This is a genomic window from Mesorhizobium sp. M1A.F.Ca.IN.020.03.2.1 (assembly GCF_004023205.1).
In the GTDB taxonomy this organism is placed as follows: Bacteria; Pseudomonadota; Alphaproteobacteria; order Rhizobiales; family Rhizobiaceae; genus Mesorhizobium.
The window spans coordinates 1-21,507 of sequence record NZ_RZSV01000056.1; the positions used below are offsets into that span (position 1 = coordinate 1).

The window sequence follows — 21,507 nt, forward strand, 5'->3', positions numbered from 1 at the left end:
ATGCCGATAATGGCGTTGCGCGAGACCGGGCTGCCGCGCCGCGCGCTGAAGCGGCCGGCGATGCGGGAGGCCGATAGCCCCTCCTTCAGCCAGGCGGCGATCTCGTCGATTTCCTTTTCGGTGTAGGCGGCAGCCATGTCTCATTCCATTGCTTGCGAAGGGTTGCGAAGCGCTCGGCATGTGGCCAAGCGCCAGGGTTCGGCCGCGGGGCCGTTGGTCAGGTCAGGGAAACAGTTGGGATCAGGCGGCGCCGGGCGCCGCACCAAGCAGGCGAAGAAGGGCCGCCTCGGCGGCGGCCCGGGTCAGGCCCGACACCGCCAGGCCCGCCTTGCGGTCGAACAGGATGACGGTGCCGTCCTCGGTGCGGATGCAGGAGACGAGCCGGCCCGAATTGGGGGCCGGAGCCGGGGGAGGAGCGGCTCCGGCCGTTCCGGTGAACCGGGGTGCGGGCGGTTCGACCGGATCCGGGGCAGAGGCCCCGGAAAGCGTCCGGACCGGGGAGGAGGACGGCCCGGACGATTGGAATTCGACAGGCGAGGCAAGCGCGTTCATGCCGCCTCCCCTTGCATGGCGGCAGCGGCGCGATGGCCCGCCAGCCATTCGTAGCTGATACCGGCAATGCCGCGCCTGCGGCTCGCGGCCACCACATGCGGCCAGTGCTGCGGCGCGATGCGTCCGCGACGGCGCATCTGGCGGGCGGCTTCATAGCCGCAGCCGACATCTGCGGCGAAGGCGCCGATACTCTGCCAGGAATCAATTAGCCCCGAGATGCTCGTTGGCAGCCCCGAGATGCTCGTGGGCGGCCCCGGCACATGCGCGGCGGAGATGCTCGCAGGGAATGCGGAAACGCTTGCGGTAGGCTCATTCATGCGCTAAGCGTACGTTATGTACGAATGACGCGCAAGCGAAATCGTACAATTTGGACGATAATTTTCAGGCATTTTGTACGATGATGGATTCTCGGCACAGATTGCAGCAGGCGCGCGCCCAGGCCGGCTATGCCTCGCCCAGCGATGCCGCTCGGGCCTTGCGCGAAATCAACAAGAACACGCTTATCAGCCATGAGAACGGCAACCGGCCGCTGTCGCGCAAGGCGGCGGAGAAATACGGCCGGCTGTTCGGCGTCGACCCGGGCTGGCTCTTGTTTGACGCCGACGGCGTCGAAGCCGCGCCTGTGCACCTCGCCGCCTCGCCCATCACCATCGACGTGCCGATCGTATCGTGGATCAGCGCCGGCGAACTCGGCAGCCAGGACAGCGTGGTCAACCTTTCGGACTACCCGACCATCCCCACCGCCGATCTCGAGGAAGGCGAGTGGATTGCGCTGCGCGTCGACGGACCGTCGATGAACAAGATCTCGCCGCCGGATTCGATCATCTTCGTCAACCTGCGCGACAAGCGGCTGGTGACCAATGGCTGCTATGTGATCGCCGACGAAACCGGCCGCGCCACCTACAAGCGCTACCGCCCGAACGACACCCCGCCCTTCCAGCCGGCGTCCTATCTCGACATCCCGCCGCCGGAGCTCGAAGGCGCGATCACCATCATCGGGCGGGTCAAGCGCTCAATGATCGATATGTGAGAGACAATCTCGCTGAGAAACCGTCGCTCACGAAGAACAAGAAGAACGTCGCGTTGCCAGGCTTTGAGGGTTGCGTTCTTTGGCCGAGAGCGAACACAGGATAGCGTTCGCAATTTCTGCTTGCATTTCGGAACAAAAACGGAACTATATAGGCAATTGCAGCCGCTGCCGCGGCAACTCCGGGGGGAGGATCAAAACATGTCACGCCGCACCGGCGCGTTCACCCGCGCATTCGTTGCATGGCTTTCATTTGGCCCGCTTTTGGCGCCGGCGGGAATAGTGGTGACGCTTGGCGGGCTTCGCAGTCCGGCCCTCGCAGAGAGCAAGGATTACGCTACTTGCTTCAGCGACGGCGCCCTCTCCGCCGACCAGCAGATTAGCGTCTGCACGCCCATCGCCGAGGACAGCGCCGAGATTCCCGATCTTCGCGTTAACGCCTATTTCTGGCGTGGCCTGGCTTACACGCAGAAGAACGATATCGACCGCGTCATCGCCGACATGACCGACGTGCTCGCGCTTGATCCGACATACGTGCCCGCCTTTACCAATCGCGCCATTGCCTGGGAGAGCAAGGCAGATTTCGAGCGAGCCGTCGCGGACTACACTCGCGCAATCGCGCTCACGCCGGACGATGCCAACCTCTATGCCGACCGCGCCAGGGCACTCAACAAGAAAGGCGAGCACGACCGTGCGATTGTCGAATGCGACAAGGCGATCGACATCGATCCCGCCAACGAGATGGCCTATGGCGTGCGCGGCGTCGCCTGGGAGGACAAGGGCGACGCCACGCGGGCCCAAGCCGACTATGACAAAGCAGAGAGCGTCCGCGCGGACCCCATCACGCCTTACCATGACCGCGCACTTTCATGGATCGCCAAGGGCGAGCGCAGGCGCGCGGAAGCCGATTGCAAGCACATCGCCGGCGTCGATGCGGACAAAGGGCGTGATTGCTCACGCCGGATCGCCGAGGCTTTTGGCGAGCCGCGCGACGGAGGTGGCGAGAAAACCGCCACCGCCCAAAATGCGGTCGGCATAGAATGGCAGGAAAAGGGCGACCATACCCGCGCCATCGCCGCATTCGACGAGGCGATCCGGCTCAATCCAGCAAGTTCCGCATTCTACTTCAACCGCGCCAAGAGCTGGGGCTTAAAGAAGAATTATGCCCGCGCTATCGCCGATCTGGATGAAGCCGTACGCCGCGACCCGGCCAACGCCCCGGCTTACCGCGTGCGCGGCATGACTATGGCTCGAGTCGGCAATTCGAAAGAGGCGCTTGCCGATCTCGACAAAGCGATTTCCATCAGTTCCGACGATCCAAAATCGTATTTCGAGAGGGCGCATGTCTGGGAGGCGAGCGATCCTGACAAGGCAATAGCGGACCTGGACAAGGCAATCGCGCTCGACCCGGCCAACGCGGACTACCGAAAGGAACGGCTGAGCGTCCAGATCGGCAAGCGCAGGGCCGAGGGGCAACCCGTGCTGCAGTCACCGGGCGCTACGACCAGTCAGGCTCATGTCCCAATCCCAGCTGAGCCGCAGGCGGCCAAGCCTATCGCGCCTCCCACGTATGAGCCGCCGCAACTCTATGCCAAGCGCGACAATTCCGCCGCCATCGACTGGAATATGAAATCGGGGTTGCAGCAGATGCAGGTCGACCCCAAGGGCGCGATAGATACATTCAGCTTTGTCATCGGCCTCGATCCCTACAACGCCGATGCCTACTACCACCGATCCATCGCGGAGGCCTTGCTTGGCAATTTCGACCTCGCCGTCGGCGACTGCCGGCGAGCCGTCGAGCTCGACCCGAAGCGGGCAGGCACGTGCAGGGAACACCTGCCCGGCGAGCAAGGCAAGCCGACCGCCGCGAAGCCAGGCAGGGATCCGGCGACCGCCAGGATCCTGCTCGAGCGCGCCCAGATGCGGCTGTCGAAATATGGCGTGGACGGCGCATTGCTCGATTTCGACAAGGCCATCAGCCTCGATCCCGAAAACGCCGACGCCTATTTCGGTCGCAGCCGCGCCCGGATGCTCAAGGGCGATCAGGCCGGCGCGGCAGTCGATTGCCGGCGTGCCATCGAACTCGACCTGAAGCGGACTGGAAGCTGTGACGAGCAGGCTGCCGTTGGCGAAAACAGGCCGGCGCCGCCAGTGGGCATGCAACAGTTGCAGCCCTCTGTTGCGGCCGCCGTTGAAACCTTGGCCAAGCAACTCGGCCAAGGCAAAGCGAGCCCAACGCGAATACTGTCCGCTTCAAAGATGCTGGAGGCGGCCGAGGCGACCGACCCACGTGTCCTGAGCGCCGTGCAGAGCGGCGACACCTTTTCCGACGCGGGCAAATATGACCATGCCATCGCAGAGTATGAGAAGGCGATCGCGCTCGACCCCAGTAGCCCATTCGCCTATTTCGGCCGCGGCAAGGCCTTGGCCGCCAAGCGCGCCTACGACCTGGCGATCGCCGACTACGATCGGGTGATCCAGCTCGTTCCGGATCTGGTCTCGGCCCATATTCGCCGGGGGATGGCCAAAACCATGTCGGGCGATGTCGAGGGCGCGCTTGCCGATTGCGGCCATGCCGCCACGCTCGACCCGAAGGCGCGCGACGCGTTCTTTTGCAAGGGCATGGCCTGGCACGCCAAGGGCGACGGCGGGCGGGCGATCGCGGCCTATTCATTAGCGATCGCGATCGATCCGAAAGACGCCGCCAGCTATTATGGGCGCGGCATGGCACGGGCCGACAGGAAGGACTATGACGGCGCCATCGCCGATTTCGACCGGGCAATCGGCCTCGACCCGCACAATCCGGATTACCTGGTCAGCCGCAAGGCGGCCGACGCGGCAAGAGGAAAAGGCGATGTCGCGGCCGAAGCCGGCGGGCCTGATCCGAAGAAGCTCAAGGCTTTCATCGATCTCGGCGATGCCCTCTACAAGAGGCACAAATATGATCGCGCCATTGCCGAATACAGCAAAGCCATCACGCTCGATCCGAAAATGGCGTCCGCATATCTGGGGCGCGGCATGTCGCTGGTAGCGAAGGGCAAGTATGACGCGGCCATCGATGATTACGGCAAGGTGATCGAACTCTATCCTGCCTACGTCGAAGCTTACCTCGGCCGCGCCGTCGCCTGGAGCAAGAAGAACGAACTGGATCGAGCGATCGCCGATTTCAGCCGCGCGGCCAAGATCGACCCCAGTTCTGCGCCGATCTATTTCGGGCGTGGCAGCGCCTGGCTCGCCAACGGCGATTACGACCAGGCGATTGCCGACTACGACCAGGCGCTCAAGCTGGATCCAAGGCTGGCCCTAGCCGAGGAGGGCCGCAAGCTCGCCGTGGCGGCCAAACGCAAGTCAGCCGGAAGCGATCCTGTCGGCTCTGACCAGAGCAAGTTGAAGACCATCGTCGACCACGGCTACGTCTGGTACAAGAAACGCAAGTATGCACGCGCCACCACCGCGTTCGAACAGGCCATCGCGCTCGATCCGAAAAACCCCGCCGGCTATCGCGGACGGGCGATGGTCCGCACCGACACCCATGACTATGATGGCGCCATTGCCGATTTCAGCAAGGTCATCGAACTCGCGCCGAAGAGCAGCGATGCCTATTTTGGGCGTGCCGCTTTGTGGGGGAAGAAAAACGAGCTTGACCGGGCGTTAGCCGACTATGACCGAGGCCTCGAGATCGATCAGAGTTGGAGCATGGCCTATTACGGACGGGCAACCAAAAGGCTGGAGAAGGCCGATTACGAGGGTGCGATGACAGACTTCGACAAGGCGATCGAATTGGATCCCAAAGTCGCGCGCTTCTACATCGATCGCGGCTTTGCCTATGCGGCAAAAAAGGACATCGACAGCGCAACGCGAGACTTCAACAAGGCGATCAGCCTGGACCGGAAGAAGAGCGCTGGCGCCCATTTCGGTCTAGGTGCAATCAAGGAAAGCCAAGGCGACCACGATGGCGCCATCGCCGAGTACAGCCGCTCTATCGAGATCGACCCGACATATGCCGACGCCTACGATTTGAGGGCACATTCCTGGAGAGCTAAGGGCGATTTGAAGCGCGCCGAGGCCGACCGCAAGAAGGCGCTGAGCCTCGGACTGAACTAGACAGGCATTTTAGAGGGGCGGATGTCGCGTTGGAAATGGTTGCAGGTGGAGGCGGTCGTCCCCTTTGAGCTTCGTTGAGGCAAAAGTGCTACCAGCGATGTTCGGTGGCGGCAGATATCACCATGAGTCGGTGGCGAAGCCGGCCCAGCCTGTGACCACCGCCTACATCGATGCCTAGATCCGGAAGCAGGATCTCCAGATTGTTGAGGCTATCGCACGCGAATTTCCGGATAACTACGATGCGATGCTGCGCAAGATCACTGCCGCCGCCCAGACCGGAAGCCAAACAGAAGTGCGCAATACCAGCAGACAGGCGGTCGCCGATCTGCGGCACAGATATGCACCGCTCCTGCTTTCAGCTCCGGACAGCGCGGTCTCGCAAGCGCTTTCGGCGCAACTCGACATGCTCAATCATGTCATGGCGCGCGAAACGCCGGCCACTGCAACAATTACCTGCGCTACGGGTAGGTCTCGAAGTATGGCCTTTCCTTCAACGCCTTGCCGTTGCGGTCGAGCAGTATTCCCGAGGCAAACAAATACCCGCCCATCGCTTCCATCTTCGCCATGTCCATGGTGCCGATGGCGCCGTTAGCACCCTTCAAAAATGCCGGTCGTTCAGCGCCGGGTTGTGAGCGTGTCCTTGTTCGCCGCGATCAGCGGGTCGCCTGCGTGCTTCGCGCGGTCGACGGCGAAGGCGTAGCCGGCCCGCGTCCCTCGAAAAAAGCAGCGGCGGCTTGTCGGTTGGCGCCAACGAACACGTTTCCGGAAACGATCAAGGTAGTGTGCTCGCCCGGCACGCCGTAATCGGCGTAACGGAAGCTGCGCTGCTCCAAGCTTCCAAGCCCGGCCTCAACGCCTTCCAGGTCGAGTCTTCGGGCGTGACGTCGACCGCACCGGGCAAACCGTTTCCCCAATCCGCAGAAGAGTGGCCCATCTCTCTTAGGAGATGCCGGTCGTTATAAGATTTTTACCAGTTTCTTATAACGCTCTTGAAATCTCGCCGGATAAGGCCCAGTTATAAGAAAACTGCAGGTTTCTTATAACGCTGCGCACGCCCGGGAGCGGCCATGAAGACCATCGATCTTGCCTATCGTACCCTCTATGCCGAGCTGGTGCAGCGCAGCCTGGATGCCTCCTTCGAGGCCGATTTCTCGACGGCAGGCAATTTCGTGCGCGTGCCGGTGAAAGGCCGCGACTACTGGTATTTCGAAGAGACGCGGCCGCAAAAGTCCAGGCGCTATGTCGGCCCGGCGGAAGATCCCGAGATCGCCAAAAGGGTCGCGGCCTTCAAGGAGATCAAGGACGATCTCAGAGCTCGCCGCAAGCTGGTCTCCACGTTGGTTCGCGACGCCGGCCTGGCGACGCCCGATGCTTTCAGTGGCGACGTCGTCGAGGCGCTGGAAAAGGCCGGGCTCTTCCGCCTGCGCGCGGTACTCGTCGGCACCGTCGCCTTCCAGACTTATGCAGGGCATCTCGGCGTCAAACTGCCAGGAGCCTCGCTGCAGACCGGCGATGCCGACTTTGCCCAGTTCCATTCCGTCTCGGCCGAAGTCGACGACAGCATGCCGCCGCTCATCGAGGTGCTGAAGGCGGTCGACCCGACATTCCGGGAAATCCCGCACCGAACCGATGCGGGGCGCACGACGCAGTTCGAGAATGCTTCGCGCTACCGCATAGAATTCCTCACTCCGAACCGAGGCAGCGACGAGCATGCTGACCATGCCAGCCCGATGCCGTCGCTGGGCGGCGCCTCGGCCCAGCCCTTGCGCTTCCTCGATTTCCTGATCCGAGACCCGGTGCGGGCAGTGCTGCTCCACCGCTCCGGCGTGCCGGTGCTGGTCCCCTCTCCCGAACGCTTTGCGGTCCACAAGCTGATCGTCGCGGCGCGACGCGAACGAAGCGCTGCCGCCAAGCGGGAAAAGGACCTGCATCAAGCGGGCCTGCTGGTCGAGGCGCTCGAGACCACGCGTCGGCGAGACGACCTCGCCCATGCCTTCGCGGAAGCGTGGAACCGGGGCGAAGCATGGCGTGAGGCGCTGCGCAAAGGCTTGCAACTGCTTCAGCCGGACAGGCGCGAGATGGTGGACCTGGTCCTCGGCAGGGCGCTCGACGAAGCGCGCATCGAGCTCGACGGTTTCATGAGACAGTCCAGGTGAGGTATCGTTCAAATTGTACGAAACGTTCTTGACCACTTTTCGTACCTAATGTACGATATTGCCGTTCGTTGAGGGGATATTCTTGAACACCGCGAACCATGCCGCTTTCGCCGACCTTTCCCGCCCATTGCTCTCGCCTTTGCCGCTCGCCGAGCGCGAACGCCTGGCCGGCGCGTGGCGCATGGCCAGCCAGGACATCGCCGACGACATCCGCTTCATCCGGCAATATCTGAAGGTGATCGCGGAGAAGGACGACCGGCTTTCGACCGGCACGCTGGTGCACGGCCGCGCCTATGTCGAGGCCTGCGAGGCCTGGCTGCCCGAAACGATCGCGCGATATTTGAGGAACCTCAGGCTGGTCAGCGAATGCGAGTGCGCGATGACTGCGGCGGGCGTGCGCTTCGCAAAATCGAGCGATGCCTGGGAGTGAGATGTCTTCCTTCTTCGCGGAGGAAGAACCACCAAACGCGACGAAACCAGAGGGGCGCGAAGGAGCGCGGCGACGGAATGGTTTCCGCCCGCGCCGGGTGCAGAGAATTCCATTTTGCAACCTTCGGATGCACCTCGACAAATGTATCGTTTCACACAATTGCCAATTGGTGGACGCGGGCGAGCGGCCGGTAGTTAATTCCTTTCGGGCGAAGGAAGGCATAGTCGCGTACCAGGGAGGAACTCGTTTGATAGACCAGCAAATCGACATCGGCGCACCAGCCGACGATCAGCCTTACGAAGTCACCTCATTCGCCAGGAAGCATGGGCTGACGATCCCGATCGCGGACGCGGTGCTTTTTGCCAAGGGTCCGTCGCCGTCGCGGGCGGCCTGCGATACCGCCGCGCTGGCTTTCCTCTGCGCCGTTGCGCAATACGCCAGAAAGCAAGGGAGGCGATAGCCGTTCAGCCTCCACCTCCGCGCCCTAAATCTTCGGGCGCGGGCTTGCTACATTTCGATTGTGCGGATGGCAGCGGCGGAACGGCCGCTGGGGTCAGGTCTTGGCTTTCGGCTTGGCAGGAGCCTTGGCCTTGGCGGGGCCTTTGGCGGGCGTTTCGGCCTTGGCCGACTTCGGCTTGGCGGCGGCCGTCTTTTTGGGCGCGGCCTTGGACTTCGGCTTTACTTCGGCGTCGATCTCGGCGGCCGCCTGGTCCCAGTGCTCCATATGCGCGCCTTCCGGCCGGCCGGCCTGCTCCCAGATCTCGTGCGCCCGCCGGCGAATGCGTTCCTGCCTGTCGTCCGTCACTGTCGCCTCCTTTGAGTGGGGCCGCTCCCCGACGGAAACATTAGCTGAATTTTCCGGTGGCGTCTTGCGCATCGACGCGTAGGTGCCTGAACTTCGGCAGCGATTTCTTCAGTGCACGTCGGAGACGATCGCAACGCCCAGATACGCCGCCTTCTTTGTAATCAATGCGGCTAAATCGGCGTCAGAGCGTTCGGTTCCGGTGCGCCTGCGCAGCAGGCCAATCGCTTCCTTCATCGATAAGAGGCCAGTGCGGCGTTCGGCCAGAAGCTGGTCGACCGCCTTTGCACAGTCGACTGATTCGACATGGGGGTGATGCATGGCTGCGACTCCTTCCTAGGAGCCGGCATCCCCCCGCCGGCATGGCGGGAGGATCGGGGCTCGTAAGCGTAATCACTCGATGACGTGGATGACCCTGCGTGTACCAGGATCGATCAGGACAGTGCGATCGTTGACCACGGCATATCTGTACTGAACGTCCGGCACCTCCCGCAGCTCGACCGTGTCAGGCACCGTCGAGCCGACGCCCAGTTCCAGCCCCAGTATGTTGACCGAGGCGATCGGGTGCTTGTGGACATATTCCTTGACGACAGTCTGCTGCTCCGGCGTGACGATGATCTGGTCCGCAGCGGCAAAGCCTACGCCGGCGATCAGAGCAAGGCCGGCAACAGCAGGAATAAGGGTGCGTTTCATCATAAGTCTCCTGTTGTGTTGGCGAGCTCCGCCCGCCTCCGCCGTCGCGGAAACCTGGCAGGTCGAACATAGGAGCTCCCGGGGCAAACGCGTGCATTGGGGTCTTGTTCCGTCTGCGGCGCCTAATTGATTGTTGCCGGCGGAACCGCCGGGGCAGCTTCGCATTGTTTGAATTGAATAAATTCGACCAGCAAAGGCCCGCCATGACTGCAGTTCACATCACAAGCGACATGCCGCTCCGCGCGCCGGTGGCGATCGCAGTCGGGGCCGGTTTCAAGCGCGAGATCGCTTCCCTGGCGGCGATGCAGAATTTCCTCAAAGAATGGCCGCCGGCGATGCGCGGCGACTGTTATGCCGCGGCCGTGCAGACCTGCGAGGCAGCGCGGACAGGCGAGAGGAAACTTGGGGAAGCGCGGCAGGCCTTCGTGGCATTCGCTCAGAAGGCCGGCATTCTGTGGACCGGCGTCGACCCGGTCACCGCGCTACGTGAAGCCAAGATCAGACGTCTCAAGGCCAGGAGCATAAGCCAGCAGCGCCGGCAATGGCCGCTGGCGTGACAGGCTGCTGAAGTCCGGGCCTTAGGATCGGGCTTATCGAACCAGGCATCATCGAAAAAGCCCTCGCGGCCGAAGGCTTTTGTCGCGCCAAGCGGGGTAGCGCCGCTCACTGCCGCCCAGTGCTGGACGGCAGCCAGGCGACATCGATGACGGCTGTCAGTTCAGCGAAGCTTCGCACGACTCGGTGAGGAAAGATGCGGCGATCAGATCGTCCGCATCGATGCGTAGGGAGCCATCGCCGCCCCCCATTATGGCCGCGACCTTCTGGAAGGTCTTTATTTCATGTGCAGTGATGTGGGCGTCTTCCATCCTGGCCCGCAACTCGGCGACGCGCATCCCGAGCGAGCGGGATGTTCCGATTTCTCGTTTCGACATGTTAACTAGTCCTCCTCGCCCCTGCCCATGCCTGTTCGCCGCCGCCCGATTCTGCTTTCTGCCACCGGTTTGTGTTGCCTATGAGACAGGTTTGTTTCTGCCACTGGTTTGTGTTGCCCATGAGACAGATTTGACCCAAAGCGCCCAACTTGGGTGTGGGTCAAAGGTTCCGTTAGGATATCGTAAATTAATAATTTTCCGTTAACCGCCCGCCGCCGTGACCGGCGGCGGGCCATCCGTTCGGCCGATTACGCTATCGGTTAATTGAGCACCTTGATGATCTTGCGCGTGCCGGGGTCGACGATCACCGTCCGGTTATCGACCACGACATAGCGATATTTGACGTTCGGCACCTCGTGCAGTTCGACCGTCTCGGGAAGCGTGCTGCCGATGTTCAGCTCGATGCCGGGAACCTTCACCGAAGCCAGCGGCTGCTTTTGCACATATTCCTTGATGACGGTTTCCTGCTCGGGCGCGATCACGACGGTGTCCTGCGCAGCGACGGCGCCAGCGCCGGCGAGAAGCAGGAGGGCCGCGGCGGCGGTGGTGATGTGCATTTTCATGGTCGTCTCCTTTGTGTGGTCAATCGCCTCCTCTGCTGCGCCTGCGATTTCCACAGCCGATCGGCACCGTCCTAACGCCGAGGACCGCGGCTTGTTCCTGCAAAATTCCGCACATCCGCCGGCGTAAGAACGCCGCCGCCGCTTGGCAAAACAATCGCGGAACAATGCCTTCCAAGTCGTGTTTAATTTGCGAAGGGACCGACTTTCCGAGGAGAAATCAGATGAAGCATCTTCTGATCACGAGCATGATCGCGCTCGGCGTTGGCTGCGGCGCCGCGATGGCGCAGACCGAGTCCGTGCAGCCGAGCGGCGGCGATAGTTGTGCCGCCGGCCAGGCCGACTGCCCGAAGGGCGGCAAGGCTGGCGAGCAGGCCCAAGGCAAGATGAAGTCTCAGACCGAGCAGAATGCCCAGGGCACCACCAAGATGAAGACTGAGCAGAATGCCCAGGGCGAGGCTGGCGCCAGCACCGAGCAGAACGCCGAGGACAATACGCAGCTGAAGAAGAAGCAGCAGGCGCAGGGCAAGGCCGACACAAAGACTGAGCAGAACGCTCAGGACAATACCACGCTGAAGAAGAAACAGCAGGCCCAGGACAAGACCGGCACCAGCACCGAACAGAATGCTGACAGCAACACAAAGGTGCAGACCGAGCAGAATGCTCAGGGCAAGACCGGCACCACCACCGACCAGAACGCCCAGGGCACCACCAAGATGCAGACCGAGCAGAACGCTCAGGGCAAGACCGGTACGACCACTGAGCAGAACGCTCAGGGCAACGTCCAGACCGACCAGGACAAGACGGCCTCGATCACCAATGTGACGGTCGAGCAGCGGACGCAGATCACGCAGATCATCCGCGAGACCAACGTCCAGCCGGTTCGCGATGTCAGCTTCGACATCTCGATCGGGGTCGAGGTTCCGCGGCAAAAGATCCGGCTGCATCGCCTGCCGGCCCGCATCGTCAAGATCGTCCCGGCTTACGAAACCTATATGTATTTCGTGCTGGCCGACGGGCGCATCGTGATCGTGGATCCGGACACCTACAAGATCGTCGTGATCCTGGAGGCCTGATCCAGACAGCATTTCAGACAGGAGGCCTGCCGTGCCGCATGGCATGGCGGGCTTTTCTTATGTCGCTTCAGCCGCGGGCGCAAACGCCCCTTCCCGAGGCCGGGGCAGCCCCGTCCAAGCCTTATCGCCCGCCCTCGCCGCAACACAGCCGTCGGATTGAGGTCTGGTTTGGCAGGGCATTGGTCCCCCTCTCGAAACATACAGGCAGTTATCTTGTTGGAGTCATGACTGGCGAGCATAGGTCCCTTCATCGTCGGTTGCTGTTGCACCCGCCGCTACCTGCGATGCGGCGGGTGCTCCTTTTGGGGGTGCTGCATGCAACTCGGAGAGATCATTGCGAACCTGTTCGCCGCCGTTCTTCTGATCTGCGTTGTGGCGCTTGTGTTCTTCACCGGCGGCAGACCACTCTGGCCGGATCGCGAGGCCAAGATGGTCATCCTGTTGCCGCCGGATGCCATGAGAACGGGATCGGTCAGGGCACTGGCGCACGTTCGCCTGCCCGACGCCTTCGATACAAGAATGGTGCAGCCAAGGCCCCAATCCCGATAGCCGGTGGGCCAGCCCCTAGCCGGCCGCGACGTGATCCGGCCGAAATGGGGGTCAGAGCTAACCCTCCACTCCTTTCGCGGAAAGGCGGAGAGGCCGGCCTCCCGCCGATGAAGGGACGTGCTCGGCGGGCGGGCACTGCGGCGATCGTCAGAGGGCGTCAGCTCAGCAGCATTGCGGCAAGCGGCGAAGACGATGCGCGCTCCAAAAGCAGGCGCAACAAGCCAGCGCGCCTCGTACACGCTGCCGGCCATTAGCTACTCCTGATCATCGTTCCGCGAGGGAACGGAATCGGCCTCGGCTGGGTTCCTCAGGCGTAGGTCCTTTGGCGGGCCGGAATTAAGACCTATGGCAAGGGGTCTGCGTGAAGTCTTGCGATCCTGGCGGAAAAGGTGCAAGGGTCAAAATGGGTAGAGCAATGGGCGAGATCGTCGAAGAGCCTAACTGGTCGCGGCGCTCGGTTGGGCAAATGTATTTTCCGCAGTTTCTTGTGGGAATGACGGCAACGCTTCTGGTGGTTCTCGGCTGGACCTTCATGTCCACCGGGTCCGTCTGGCAGTCGCTTGGCTGGACGTTCCTGGCGGGCGTGGTGCTGCAGGCAGGCTACTTCGTGGCCGTGCTGTGGCTCGTGCAAGCCGAAGGCCGGGCCACGGACGAGAGCAAGGCGAGCGACGCCGGCGCCCCCGCCAAGCTGCCCGGTCCCTTCGAGCGCGACGGCATCGTCCACGCGCTGATCTCGCGGCTGTTCCCGAGGCTGCTGCCGTAAGGCGGCTCAGCGTCCGGCCGAAGCCCCAACGCCGTCATCGTTGGGCGTAGCGACGCGAAGCGGAGCAAAGACCCGAGAACCCACGCTGTGACCTCGTCGAGGAACGCAGCGCGGCAGAATCCTGCATCGTCGTAACGCTCTGAGCTTACGGCCTGCAGTTTGCGCCGCGTCGCTTCGCTCCCTGCTCCGCCACACAGGACACGAAGAGGCGCTTCGGCCGATCTTGGCCGCGTGCGATCGAGCAATTGAGCGCGTCGCACTAGGCCGGTTCAGGCGACGCGCTGTTGGGTGCACCGTTACTGCGCCGGAGCGACCGTGGCCGAGCGCACCGTCTCTGCGGACGAGAAGACGATGAAGGCAAAGGTCAGCACCGCGGCGGCGACGATCAGCGAGCCGATCGCCACGACCGGCTCGATCTCCGGATGGCCTGCGGCCAGCATCCAGTAGAGCGCCGGCAGCATGATCACGAGGCCAACCGTGTAGAGACCGTAGTGGATCATGGCGATGCGGCGCTCGGCCTTGGCCGGATTGAGCGCGTAGTAACCGCCGAAGATCGCGCTGGTCACCCAGCCGAGAAGGTTGATGTGGGCGTGCGCCGGGAAGGCGCCGTGGTCGCCCGAAATCGCCATCTGCAGCCCGGCGGCTATGCCCAGGATGAGAAAGACGATGGCCGTCTTGAAGAAAAGCTCCGAAACCCGTGGCATTTTGTTGTCCTCCCAATGCCCTGTGAAATCCCTCACCCGCTAAGTCTACACACCGCAATGCATATTAGCCACACGACAGCGACGTTTTGGTGTGCATTGCGCACAGCGTCAGGCGAGGCAAAAAGACTCGCAATGTCGGCGGCGGCGGGGCAGCGCTCCCGGGCCTGCAGTTGTTTTCCCCAATGCAGGGCGGCTCGCAAAAGAAATTGCCCGTTCCCATTCCAACGCCGGCTTTTATATCGTAGTACGACATTCACAGCGAGATCTCGGGGGTGGCAACCGGGGGCCGGGAGCTGACCACGCAGCTCCCGGTCAAACTCGTTTTCGGCGCGCCGATTTTCGACTACCCGGTCTGCGTCACCGCCGTCGGTTCTGCCACCGTTTCAAACACGTGGCACAACGCCGACCAAAACCGACGAAAGGCTTCCAGCGGTGCGGACGCCGAGGGATTTTTAGCTATTCCTTAACTAATGTTATTCGGTCGGTACACCCCCGCATGTTAACCTTCGGACGCGGGTAGAAGCCGTCTGACCACCTCGGCTTTTGCTACTTTTGGGCTCGCCTCAAGGGCGAGCCTTTTTTTGAACTCCGCCTGTGCCTCGGCGTGGGGTTTCTGCTCGCCGCAACCAGAATTCCCCCTGGCCTCACTTGGTCTGTTGCCGTGTGCGAATGCATTGCCGTCAAGCCAAACAAAAATGCCGCCGGGTCGCCCCGGCGGCATGCATGCACTCCACTGCGGCAGGTTCGCCGCGTGTGCCTTATGGCGTGGACGTCGCCGCGGCCGCCTGGTCGATCTTGTCGGCCAGCACGTCCTTGGCCCAGTCCGTCACCTCCTGATCGACCGGCTTGTTGGCCATGTCCTGCAGGGCGGCGTCGAGCGTGGCGTCATCGGGGGCAGGGTTAGCGGTCACCGCAGCCTGGGCATCCGTGACCGCCTGGGTGTCAGCGGCGATCGCGGCGTTCTGGGCGTCGATCTGCGCCTGAACGTCGGCAACCTGCGCATCGAAAGCCGCCTTTTCCTCGGCCGTCATGTTGGTCGTGTCTGTTGCATTGAGGTCGGCGAGCTGTTGGGTGAGCGTGCCGAGCTGGGCCTGGTCGGCGGCCAGCTTCGCGTTTGCCGCGTCAAGCTTGGCCTGCGCGTTCTGGGCTACGGCGGCCCGGGTCACATAAGCCTGAATGCCCGCGAACTTCTTGCTCTTGGAATTCATGTAGGCATTGATGTTGCGCTGGAGCGAGTTCAGCCGGCCGAGCTTGGCATGGATGTTCTTCTCCTTCGGGGTGGCGGCCGTAGTGGTATCGTCCGTCGTGTCGTCATCGGTTGCATCGTCGACCTGCGACTTGGCGGCCTTTGCCGATGCCGACTTGCCGTGCGAGGCGCCGCTGTTGCTGCTTTGGCCCTTGCCGCCGCCGTTGCCACCGCCGTTGCCATTACCGCCGCCATTGCCGTTACCGCCGCCATTGCCGTTGCCGCCGCCATGGCTGCCGCCATTGCCGTTGCCACCGCCATTGCCGCCGGCTCCGGCGAGTGCGGGAGCAGCCGCGAGCGCCAGAATGGCAAGCGAAGCCAAAAGTGTTTTCCGGATTGTCATCATGTTTCTCCGCAGGTGAATCGCCACCAATGCCCAACCGCTAGATCGCGTCATATGAGATTTCCCTAACGGCTTGGAGTAACTTTTAAACAAATTCGGTGGCGGCAAGAGAGTATCCCGAGAAGCAGCTCCGGAAATCCTGCTGAACACCTGTTAACTTGCTGAAATTATTGCGTAAATAAATGGGCTAAGGCCAGGTCCGCCCTCTGGAACAATGAAGGCCCACCTCCCGTCGGACCATGGGCCCAACGCTATGCGGCCAGCGTCCGTCGAGGAGTACAAGACGCCTGTTTATAAAGGCGATTTTCGGACGTGCGCGGCATCGTTTCGGGCAACCCGCGGGAGCGGTGATGCCACCAGCGCTTGGGGCGCGCTACCGAGGTGTTCTTATCCCGCTTTGCGGCCAATCCCAGATATATACTTATATATTCTTCCTCGGCATGCCCTGAAGCGTGTCGCAATCTTTCGGCCCACACAGCTTGTTAAGCTTAGCCCTGGCTTTGACCCGAAACGAAGTCCCACTTTGGGGAGACGTGCTTCAGCTGTTGATCAGCGGCACGGTGACAGTGGTCGAGTAATTGATCGGAAAATCGCTGAAATAGGGAAAGTTGATGACGAAGGCATAGCTGGCGCTGACATGCGCCATCTTGAAGCCGCCGCTCGGCGGGTCGGTGGTGATCGTAACTGTCACGTTCTGCAAGCCGAGCGCCTGTAGTTTCTGCGTCGCGATCGCCTGGATCTGAGCCTGGGTCATCGTCCTGTCAAGCTGCAGCGAGCGCGCCGAGGCCTCGAGCGCATAGCGCACGCTGGACTCGTTGTTCATCGACCAGCCGAAGGCGAAGATGCCGAACAGAAGCATGATCAGGAAAGGCACGATCAGCGCGAACTCGATCGCGGCGCCGCCAGAGGCGTTGCTGGCAAACAGCCTGGTTTTTTGCTTAGCGGACACGGACCACCTGCTGATGGCTGAGCGCGCTATTGCCCGGGAAGACGCCGAAGGTGAACGGCGGAACCCAGGTGCCCGACGCCTGGATCTGGACATAGATGGAAGGTACTTTCGATCCCGCACAGGTGGTCGACGACGTGACCACGGTCGTTCCGCATTTGTAGGTGCGTGTCACCGTGATCGCCGCATCGGAGGGTTTCTTCTCCCAACTCGCAAGAGCGGCGGCCTGAACGGCGGTGTCGTCTCCCCCGCCGGCCAGCAGCAGATTCGCCGCCGTCTTCACACCCGCCCGCATCGCCATCGAGCTGGTGACATAGGACCAGCCATCGGCGATTCCGAACAGCGCGACGCACAGCACCGGCAACACCAGCGCGAATTCCACCGCGGCCGCGCCGGAGCGATTCTTGCGGAAGCGGATCGCTGCCGGCGCCACGCGGCTACTCGACAATCGCAACAGACGGGGCGGCGGGGATGTCTTGCAGCCCAAGGCTCGAGCAGTTCTGGTTGATTGTGGAATTGCCCGACCACTGGATGGTGTCGGCCACAACCTGGGTGCAGCCGTTCGCGCCCGAGAAATTGCCGAGATAATTGACCTGCTGCTTGGGGAAATAGATTGCCCCGGTCAGCGAAGAAGTCGCCGTGCCGTTGAAGGTGCTCTGTGCGGCGTTGCCCGTCCTGTCGCCATAAAACAGCACGCCGGAATAGGTCCCCGAGGTCGGCGCGCTGAGCGTCACCGTGGCGTTGCCGTTCATGCTTATGGTGTTGCTGCCCGTCATATAGATGGTTACGCCGTTGGTGCAGGGTGCAGCGCAGGTGATGACCGCGCCGGCGTTGATCTTCAAATTGCCCTGGACAACGTAAGTGCCGGAAGAAAGCGCGACATTGCCGTTGAGGTTCATACCATTGCAGTAGGTACCGGGCTGGATTGTTTGCGTTGACTTGCCGCTGTTGACATTCTGGCAAGAGCCGCTGGTCGAGGGCGCCGGCAGGCTGGAGAACGGATCGGACGCGGGCAAGGCCTGGGTTATCGGCGACTTGCAGGTCGTGGTCACCGGGTTGTTCAGCGAAACGCCGCCGACCGAGATCAGGCAGTCGGCCTGAAGCCCTGCCGACCCCTGGACCTTGATGGCGTCCGCGGCGCTCGAATTCGACATGACCGAGCAGCCGGTCAGCTTGACGCTGGTGCTGCCGGAGAAAAGCGCCGCCTGCGAGGCCGACTTATTTAGCGCCAGCACGCAGGCCTTGGAAGCATCGGTAATGAGCGCCACCGCCCTCGCCTGCTCCGGCACCTTGGTCTGCGTGAAGATCGAGGTGAACATCCGGTCGAGGTTCTGGTTGAGGATGACCTCGACTGCCTTCTTGGCCGTGTTCGGCCCCGAGGTGGGCGGCGTGTGGACGGTGATGGTGCCATTGCCGAGGCCGTTGTCGGTCGCCGACTGGGTCGCGGCCGCCGTGATCGTCGCAGTGTCCGATCCCTGGATCTTTTCCAGCGCGCCGGCATAGGCGGCGGCGTCCGCCGTCGCCTGCAGCTTCAGGCTCGAATAGTACCAGTAGGACGTCTCGACGCCGAGCCCTGCCCCGCCGACGACGATCGGCAGGGTGAGCGCGAAGATCGTCGCAACATTGCCGCTCTCGCCGCGCCGCAGGCGGCGGGAGACGAACTGTCTGAAAATCCGACCGAATGTGTTCATGGCCGAGCGCGCCCAAGCTATCCCAGCCACCACGTTCAACACCCGGCGATAAACGAATGGCTAATTTTTTTCCTCGACTTGCGATTTTCAGACCCTTGCATGCATATTTACCGCCCTGCGCGGCCACGACTCAGACTTAGGTCCCACTCTATATAGGACGTTAGGTCAAGCTGCGGATAAATCAGCGATTTTAGCTTTTGCTGCATTTTATCTTTTTCGGAAATCGGTCGTAGAGACGGCTGGAGTAGTGTCTCTGCCGTTTCCGGCGAGGGGTGCTGCCATGATCAGACGGTTCTGGGCTTCGACGCGCGGCAATTTCGCGCTGGCGACCGCAATCGCCATGGTGCCGCTGATGCTTGTCGTGGCCGGCGCCGTCGATGTGGCCGGCACGAGCGACGACGCGGCGCAACTGCAGAACTCGCTGGACGCAGCCGGGCTGGCGGTGGGCACGAAATACCAACCGACCATGTCGGCCGGCGATGTGCGCCAGCTCGGCCTGACTTTCTTCTCAGCCAATCTGAGCGTCGCCGATGCCGGCGAATATTCGGGCAGCGTCGGGGCCTTCCAGGCAGCGGCCAGCGGCGATCCGAGCGGCTACACCATCGCCCTGTCGTCGAGCATCAGCCGTGCGGCTTTCATCAGCGGCGCGCCGGCCTGGCAGGCGACCCGCTCCGCCTCCGTCGAGGTCAAACCCGGGGCGCAAGCGTGCGTTCTGGCGCTCGATCCGCATGTCGGCTCCGCCGTCAACCTGCAGGGCTCGACCAATGTCGCGATGAACGGCTGCGTGATCGCCGCAAACTCGGACGCGGCCGACGCCATCGACCGCGGCGGCTCGGCCCTGCTCAGCGCGGCATGCGTCTCGACGGTCGGCTCGACCTCGGGGATAACGCCGCCCAACGCAACACTCTCGTGCGACGCACCGCTCGAAAACCAGTACGCATCGTTCGACCCGTTGGCCAATGTCACCCCGCCCGCTTATGGCATGTGCCAATCGATGCCGAACGGCAAGACGGTCACGCTTTCGCCCGGCACCTATTGCGACAAGACCTGGTCAGGAAAGATCACGCTTAATCCGGGCGTCTACATCCTGCGCAATGTCACCATAAAGCCCGGCGGCAACGGCAGCCTCACCGGCCAGGGCGTGACGATCTTCCTGATGGAAGGCTCGCAGCTCTACATCAATGCCAATGAGCAGGTGAACCTCTCGCCGCCGGCCAGCGGCGCCTATGCAGGCATCACCATCTTCCAGGCCAAGGGCAACACCTCGGCGCTGACGATCAACGGCGGATCCGGCTCGGTGGTCAGCGGCTTCATCTATGCCCCCGACGCGGCGATCTCCTATGCCGGGAATTCGGACATGAACGCGCAGGGCAATTGCCTGCGGCTGGTCGGCAATACCGTAGGCATGACCGGAAACTCGGCGGTGAAATCGGACTGCGCGGCCGAGCTCGGCAATCGCGAGATGTATGCCGGCAGGATGATCACCCTGGTGAAATAGCGCCGCTCTTCTTCAAGGGGAAATCAGCACTCGCCGACGATATCGGCGCCCGGCTGTTCGTCGAACAACACCGCGCAGCCGCGCTGCAGCGCCACCTGGCTCAACGCGTTCGCCGCCGCTTCGTCGGACGAGACGAAGTCCCCGGTCAAGACGCGCAGTTCCTCGACGGCTTTCGACATTGAAACAAGGCGCCCAGCCGCGCCATCGCTGGCGCAGGCGTCGACGACGCAGAGAAGATCGATCAGTTCGAAGCTGTCCATGGCGGCCTCCGCCCATAGGATCCCTTCGCGGAAGACAACGGCGTGACGGGCGGCCGGGTTCCGCTCGGAGTGGTGCATCATGATTTGGCGACAGCCTGGGCGGCCCGCGCCGAGATCGAGCGAAGCGGCAGGCAGGGCTTAAAAGCACGTCGCGTACGCCTGTGGTTGTTTTGGATCGACCGGCAAAAGCGCGGCGAACAGGTTCGCGAATCTCGGCAGACTGCGGGATTGTGGGAGTTGCCCGCCACATCGCAGGAAATGGCGGGCAACTCCACTTTCAAACCGCCGATGAAGGGACGTTACTCGACGGTTGTGCCACAATGAGTTGTGGGCCTACTTGTTTCCAGAAATCGCCCATTCGGACCTCTGCGCTCAAAGGTGCGGCCTCAGGTCCCGCCTGACAAGGGACCGTGGCCCGAAAGCAGGAACATTCCAGCTTTGGCGCCGTTGCCACGACATCCCAATCGGCAGAGGAGAGGAAACCATGGCCGACAGACCTACAGTTGTAAACACCAGTGGCGGGGGCGGCGCCGGCACAGCAGTGGCCATCGTTCTTGCCATCATCGCGATCGTGGCCCTGCTGTTCTTTACCGGCATCATCAATGTCGGTGGCCGCACCGGCGGTGGCGGATCGACGGATGTCAACGTGAAGCTCGATGCGCCGAAGGTCGAGGCGCCCAAGGTGGAGACGCCTGCGGCACCGTCGACGACGCCGGCACCCGCACCGGCCGCACCGGCTCCGGCCAACGGCGGCTGATCCGCCTGACGCAACCGGCAGGCCGGCTGCGCGTTTATCGAATGGCTACTCCAGCTTCGGCCCGCGCATTCCTCTGGAAGGCGCGGGCCCTTTTTCTCTCGGGCCCTCTTTTCTTGGGCAGGTCCGCTCAGTCATCCAAATCCATCGGCCGATGGCCCGGCCTTTGATGCCAGACGACCTGGCGGAAATCCGTCAGTTCGACGACTTGATCGCAGGTCGGACAGATATAGTTGTCGCAGCACTGGCGAAGCGCCGGCGGAGTGCGGCGCCCTGCCCCGACCGGCGGACGGGTTTCCGTTTTCCCTACCTGATGAAGCATGATTCCTCCCAGTTTTTCTGATTTTTCGAGTATCGCCTTCCATCCGGCTTGGCCTCGCCTATGGCGGTTTCGATCGGCGCGGTGAGCGCGCGCCCGCGA

27 protein-coding genes are annotated in these 21,507 nt (G+C 62.5%); 12 read left to right on the forward strand and 15 right to left on the reverse strand.

What is annotated here, in order from left to right; genetic code table 11:
• Positions 1-240: 240 nt before the first annotated feature.
• A complete protein-coding gene (locus EOA79_RS11785) occupies positions 241-552 on the reverse strand; it encodes a hypothetical protein (protein ID WP_067001068.1) in 312 nt (103 codons plus the stop codon).
• Positions 549-869 carry a hypothetical protein gene (locus EOA79_RS11790; RefSeq protein WP_245322361.1) on the reverse strand — a complete coding sequence of 107 codons (321 nt, stop codon included), beginning with the start codon at positions 867-869 and terminating at the stop codon, positions 549-551. Before EOA79_RS11790 ends, EOA79_RS11785 begins: the two co-directional genes overlap by 4 nt.
• A gap of 80 nt (positions 870-949) precedes the next feature.
• On the opposite strand from EOA79_RS11790, the gene EOA79_RS11795 reads away from it, so the two are divergent.
• Positions 950-1,582, forward strand: a complete 633-nt coding sequence (locus EOA79_RS11795; protein ID WP_067321658.1) for an XRE family transcriptional regulator — start codon at positions 950-952, stop codon at positions 1,580-1,582.
• A 198-nt stretch (positions 1,583-1,780) separates the two neighbouring features.
• Entirely contained in the window at positions 1,781-5,683 is a 3,903-nt protein-coding gene (locus EOA79_RS11800; RefSeq protein WP_127335664.1) for a tetratricopeptide repeat protein, read from the forward strand.
• A gap of 88 nt (positions 5,684-5,771) precedes the next feature.
• Here EOA79_RS11800 and EOA79_RS11805 read toward each other — a convergent pair whose 3' ends face one another.
• Both EOA79_RS11805 and EOA79_RS32715 read right to left on the reverse strand, forming a co-directional pair.
• Positions 5,772-6,017, reverse strand: a complete 246-nt coding sequence (locus EOA79_RS11805; protein WP_127335665.1) for a hypothetical protein — start codon at positions 6,015-6,017, stop codon at positions 5,772-5,774.
• Between the two features lie 124 nt (positions 6,018-6,141).
• Positions 6,142-6,285, reverse strand: coding sequence for a hypothetical protein (locus tag EOA79_RS32715; protein ID WP_164747276.1), 144 nt, complete (start codon positions 6,283-6,285; stop codon positions 6,142-6,144).
• A 465-nt stretch (positions 6,286-6,750) separates the two neighbouring features.
• Here EOA79_RS32715 and EOA79_RS11810 point away from each other — a divergent pair, with 465 nt between their 5' ends.
• From EOA79_RS11810 to EOA79_RS33540, 3 genes are all read left to right on the forward strand, one after another.
• Entirely contained in the window at positions 6,751-7,839 is a 1,089-nt protein-coding gene (locus EOA79_RS11810; protein WP_127335666.1) for a GSU2403 family nucleotidyltransferase fold protein, read from the forward strand.
• A gap of 82 nt (positions 7,840-7,921) precedes the next feature.
• Positions 7,922-8,269 carry a hypothetical protein gene (locus EOA79_RS11815; RefSeq protein ID WP_095824571.1) on the forward strand — a complete coding sequence of 116 codons (348 nt, stop codon included), beginning with the start codon at positions 7,922-7,924 and terminating at the stop codon, positions 8,267-8,269.
• Between the two features lies 1 nt (position 8,270).
• A complete protein-coding gene (locus EOA79_RS33540; RefSeq protein WP_245322362.1) occupies positions 8,271-8,729 on the forward strand; it encodes a hypothetical protein in 459 nt (152 codons plus the stop codon).
• Between the two features lie 93 nt (positions 8,730-8,822).
• Here EOA79_RS33540 and EOA79_RS11825 read toward each other — a convergent pair whose 3' ends face one another.
• The 3 genes from EOA79_RS11825 to EOA79_RS11835 all read right to left on the reverse strand — a co-directional run bounded on the left by EOA79_RS11825 (position 8,823) and on the right by EOA79_RS11835 (position 9,764).
• Complete coding sequence (locus tag EOA79_RS11825) at positions 8,823-9,074, reverse strand: DUF2934 domain-containing protein (RefSeq protein WP_095824572.1); 252 nt, start codon at positions 9,072-9,074, stop codon at positions 8,823-8,825.
• A gap of 108 nt (positions 9,075-9,182) precedes the next feature.
• The gene (locus EOA79_RS11830) at positions 9,183-9,392 is read right to left on the reverse strand and encodes a hypothetical protein (RefSeq protein WP_067001047.1); all 210 of its coding nucleotides are present in this window, start codon (positions 9,390-9,392) and stop codon (positions 9,183-9,185) included.
• Between the two features lie 72 nt (positions 9,393-9,464).
• Positions 9,465-9,764 (reverse strand): DUF1236 domain-containing protein, encoded by a 300-nt coding sequence (locus tag EOA79_RS11835; RefSeq protein WP_067001089.1) that lies wholly within the window; start codon positions 9,762-9,764, stop codon positions 9,465-9,467.
• Positions 9,765-9,967: 203 nt separating this feature from the next.
• Here EOA79_RS11835 and EOA79_RS11840 point away from each other — a divergent pair, with 203 nt between their 5' ends.
• On the forward strand, positions 9,968-10,321 hold the full coding sequence (locus EOA79_RS11840) for a DUF982 domain-containing protein (protein WP_245322363.1): 354 nt from the start codon (positions 9,968-9,970) through the stop codon (positions 10,319-10,321).
• Positions 10,322-10,477: 156 nt separating this feature from the next.
• Here EOA79_RS11840 and EOA79_RS11845 read toward each other — a convergent pair whose 3' ends face one another.
• On the reverse strand, positions 10,478-10,696 hold the full coding sequence (locus EOA79_RS11845; RefSeq protein ID WP_067001044.1) for a hypothetical protein: 219 nt from the start codon (positions 10,694-10,696) through the stop codon (positions 10,478-10,480).
• Between the two features lie 260 nt (positions 10,697-10,956).
• On the reverse strand, positions 10,957-11,259 hold the full coding sequence (locus EOA79_RS11850) for a DUF1236 domain-containing protein (RefSeq protein ID WP_067001081.1): 303 nt from the start codon (positions 11,257-11,259) through the stop codon (positions 10,957-10,959).
• 221 nt (positions 11,260-11,480) lie between these two features.
• On the opposite strand from EOA79_RS11850, the gene EOA79_RS11855 reads away from it, so the two are divergent.
• From EOA79_RS11855 to EOA79_RS11865, 3 genes are all read left to right on the forward strand, one after another.
• A complete protein-coding gene (locus tag EOA79_RS11855; protein WP_095824574.1) occupies positions 11,481-12,332 on the forward strand; it encodes a DUF1236 domain-containing protein in 852 nt (283 codons plus the stop codon).
• Positions 12,333-12,647: 315 nt separating this feature from the next.
• The gene (locus tag EOA79_RS11860) at positions 12,648-12,881 is read left to right on the forward strand and encodes a polymerase (RefSeq protein WP_095824575.1); all 234 of its coding nucleotides are present in this window, start codon (positions 12,648-12,650) and stop codon (positions 12,879-12,881) included.
• Between the two features lie 415 nt (positions 12,882-13,296).
• Positions 13,297-13,644, forward strand: coding sequence for a hypothetical protein (locus EOA79_RS11865; RefSeq protein WP_245322364.1), 348 nt, complete (start codon positions 13,297-13,299; stop codon positions 13,642-13,644).
• Between the two features lie 296 nt (positions 13,645-13,940).
• Here the strand turns inward: EOA79_RS11865 and EOA79_RS11870 are convergent, their stop codons facing one another.
• The 5 genes from EOA79_RS11870 to EOA79_RS11895 form a co-directional block, all read right to left on the reverse strand.
• Positions 13,941-14,348: a hypothetical protein gene (locus tag EOA79_RS11870; RefSeq protein ID WP_095824576.1), complete on the reverse strand. Its 408-nt coding sequence runs from the start codon at positions 14,346-14,348 to the stop codon at positions 13,941-13,943.
• Between the two features lie 758 nt (positions 14,349-15,106).
• Positions 15,107-16,045, reverse strand: coding sequence for a hypothetical protein (locus EOA79_RS32720; RefSeq protein ID WP_164893849.1), 939 nt, complete (start codon positions 16,043-16,045; stop codon positions 15,107-15,109).
• Positions 16,046-16,475: 430 nt separating this feature from the next.
• Complete coding sequence (locus EOA79_RS11885) at positions 16,476-16,886, reverse strand: TadE/TadG family type IV pilus assembly protein (RefSeq protein WP_067321690.1); 411 nt, start codon at positions 16,884-16,886, stop codon at positions 16,476-16,478.
• Positions 16,876-17,316 (reverse strand): TadE/TadG family type IV pilus assembly protein, encoded by a 441-nt coding sequence (locus EOA79_RS11890; protein ID WP_067321694.1) that lies wholly within the window; start codon positions 17,314-17,316, stop codon positions 16,876-16,878. Before EOA79_RS11890 ends, EOA79_RS11885 begins: the two co-directional genes overlap by 11 nt.
• A 4-nt stretch (positions 17,317-17,320) precedes the next feature.
• A complete protein-coding gene (locus tag EOA79_RS11895; RefSeq protein ID WP_067321698.1) occupies positions 17,321-18,574 on the reverse strand; it encodes a pilus assembly protein TadG-related protein in 1,254 nt (417 codons plus the stop codon).
• Positions 18,575-18,854: 280 nt separating this feature from the next.
• On the opposite strand from EOA79_RS11895, the gene EOA79_RS11900 reads away from it, so the two are divergent.
• Complete coding sequence (locus EOA79_RS11900) at positions 18,855-20,072, forward strand: TadE/TadG family type IV pilus assembly protein (RefSeq protein ID WP_095801447.1); 1,218 nt, start codon at positions 18,855-18,857, stop codon at positions 20,070-20,072.
• Between the two features lie 23 nt (positions 20,073-20,095).
• Here the strand turns inward: EOA79_RS11900 and EOA79_RS11905 are convergent, their stop codons facing one another.
• The gene (locus EOA79_RS11905) at positions 20,096-20,332 is read right to left on the reverse strand and encodes a hypothetical protein (protein ID WP_095801568.1); all 237 of its coding nucleotides are present in this window, start codon (positions 20,330-20,332) and stop codon (positions 20,096-20,098) included.
• 42 nt (positions 20,333-20,374) lie between these two features.
• Between EOA79_RS11905 and EOA79_RS11910 the strand changes: the two genes are divergently transcribed.
• Positions 20,375-20,656 (forward strand): hypothetical protein, encoded by a 282-nt coding sequence (locus EOA79_RS11910; RefSeq protein ID WP_127323722.1) that lies wholly within the window; start codon positions 20,375-20,377, stop codon positions 20,654-20,656.
• Positions 20,657-20,816: 160 nt separating this feature from the next.
• Positions 20,817-21,089 carry a hypothetical protein gene (locus tag EOA79_RS11915; protein ID WP_095824577.1) on the forward strand — a complete coding sequence of 91 codons (273 nt, stop codon included), beginning with the start codon at positions 20,817-20,819 and terminating at the stop codon, positions 21,087-21,089.
• Positions 21,090-21,507: the final 418 nt, after the last annotated feature.

Excerpts from the sequence above, each read along its gene's own strand:
- EOA79_RS33540 (WP_245322362.1), top strand. The coding sequence starts at position 8,271 with ATGTCTTCCTTCTTCGCGGAGGAAGAACCACCAAACGCGACGAAACCA.
- EOA79_RS11835 (WP_067001089.1), bottom strand. The coding sequence starts at position 9,764 with ATGAAACGCACCCTTATTCCTGCTGTTGCCGGCCTTGCTCTGATCGCC.
- EOA79_RS11840 (WP_245322363.1), top strand. The coding sequence starts at position 9,968 with ATGACTGCAGTTCACATCACAAGCGACATGCCGCTCCGCGCGCCGGTG.
- EOA79_RS11795 (WP_067321658.1), top strand. The coding sequence starts at position 950 with ATGATGGATTCTCGGCACAGATTGCAGCAGGCGCGCGCCCAGGCCGGC.
- EOA79_RS11900 (WP_095801447.1), top strand. The coding sequence starts at position 18,855 with ATGATCAGACGGTTCTGGGCTTCGACGCGCGGCAATTTCGCGCTGGCG.
- EOA79_RS11865 (WP_245322364.1), top strand. The coding sequence starts at position 13,297 with ATGGGCGAGATCGTCGAAGAGCCTAACTGGTCGCGGCGCTCGGTTGGG.
- EOA79_RS11870 (WP_095824576.1), bottom strand. The coding sequence starts at position 14,348 with ATGCCACGGGTTTCGGAGCTTTTCTTCAAGACGGCCATCGTCTTTCTC.
- EOA79_RS11800 (WP_127335664.1), top strand. The coding sequence starts at position 1,781 with ATGTCACGCCGCACCGGCGCGTTCACCCGCGCATTCGTTGCATGGCTT.
- EOA79_RS11830 (WP_067001047.1), bottom strand. The coding sequence starts at position 9,392 with ATGCATCACCCCCATGTCGAATCAGTCGACTGTGCAAAGGCGGTCGAC.
- EOA79_RS11915 (WP_095824577.1), top strand. The coding sequence starts at position 20,817 with ATGGCCGACAGACCTACAGTTGTAAACACCAGTGGCGGGGGCGGCGCC.
- EOA79_RS11855 (WP_095824574.1), top strand. The coding sequence starts at position 11,481 with ATGAAGCATCTTCTGATCACGAGCATGATCGCGCTCGGCGTTGGCTGC.
- EOA79_RS11860 (WP_095824575.1), top strand. The coding sequence starts at position 12,648 with ATGCAACTCGGAGAGATCATTGCGAACCTGTTCGCCGCCGTTCTTCTG.
- EOA79_RS11790 (WP_245322361.1), bottom strand. The coding sequence starts at position 869 with ATGAATGAGCCTACCGCAAGCGTTTCCGCATTCCCTGCGAGCATCTCC.
- EOA79_RS11895 (WP_067321698.1), bottom strand. The coding sequence starts at position 18,574 with ATGAACACATTCGGTCGGATTTTCAGACAGTTCGTCTCCCGCCGCCTG.
- EOA79_RS11905 (WP_095801568.1), bottom strand. The coding sequence starts at position 20,332 with ATGGACAGCTTCGAACTGATCGATCTTCTCTGCGTCGTCGACGCCTGC.
- EOA79_RS11845 (WP_067001044.1), bottom strand. The coding sequence starts at position 10,696 with ATGTCGAAACGAGAAATCGGAACATCCCGCTCGCTCGGGATGCGCGTC.
- EOA79_RS11785 (WP_067001068.1), bottom strand. The coding sequence starts at position 552 with ATGAACGCGCTTGCCTCGCCTGTCGAATTCCAATCGTCCGGGCCGTCC.
- EOA79_RS11850 (WP_067001081.1), bottom strand. The coding sequence starts at position 11,259 with ATGAAAATGCACATCACCACCGCCGCCGCGGCCCTCCTGCTTCTCGCC.
- EOA79_RS11810 (WP_127335666.1), top strand. The coding sequence starts at position 6,751 with ATGAAGACCATCGATCTTGCCTATCGTACCCTCTATGCCGAGCTGGTG.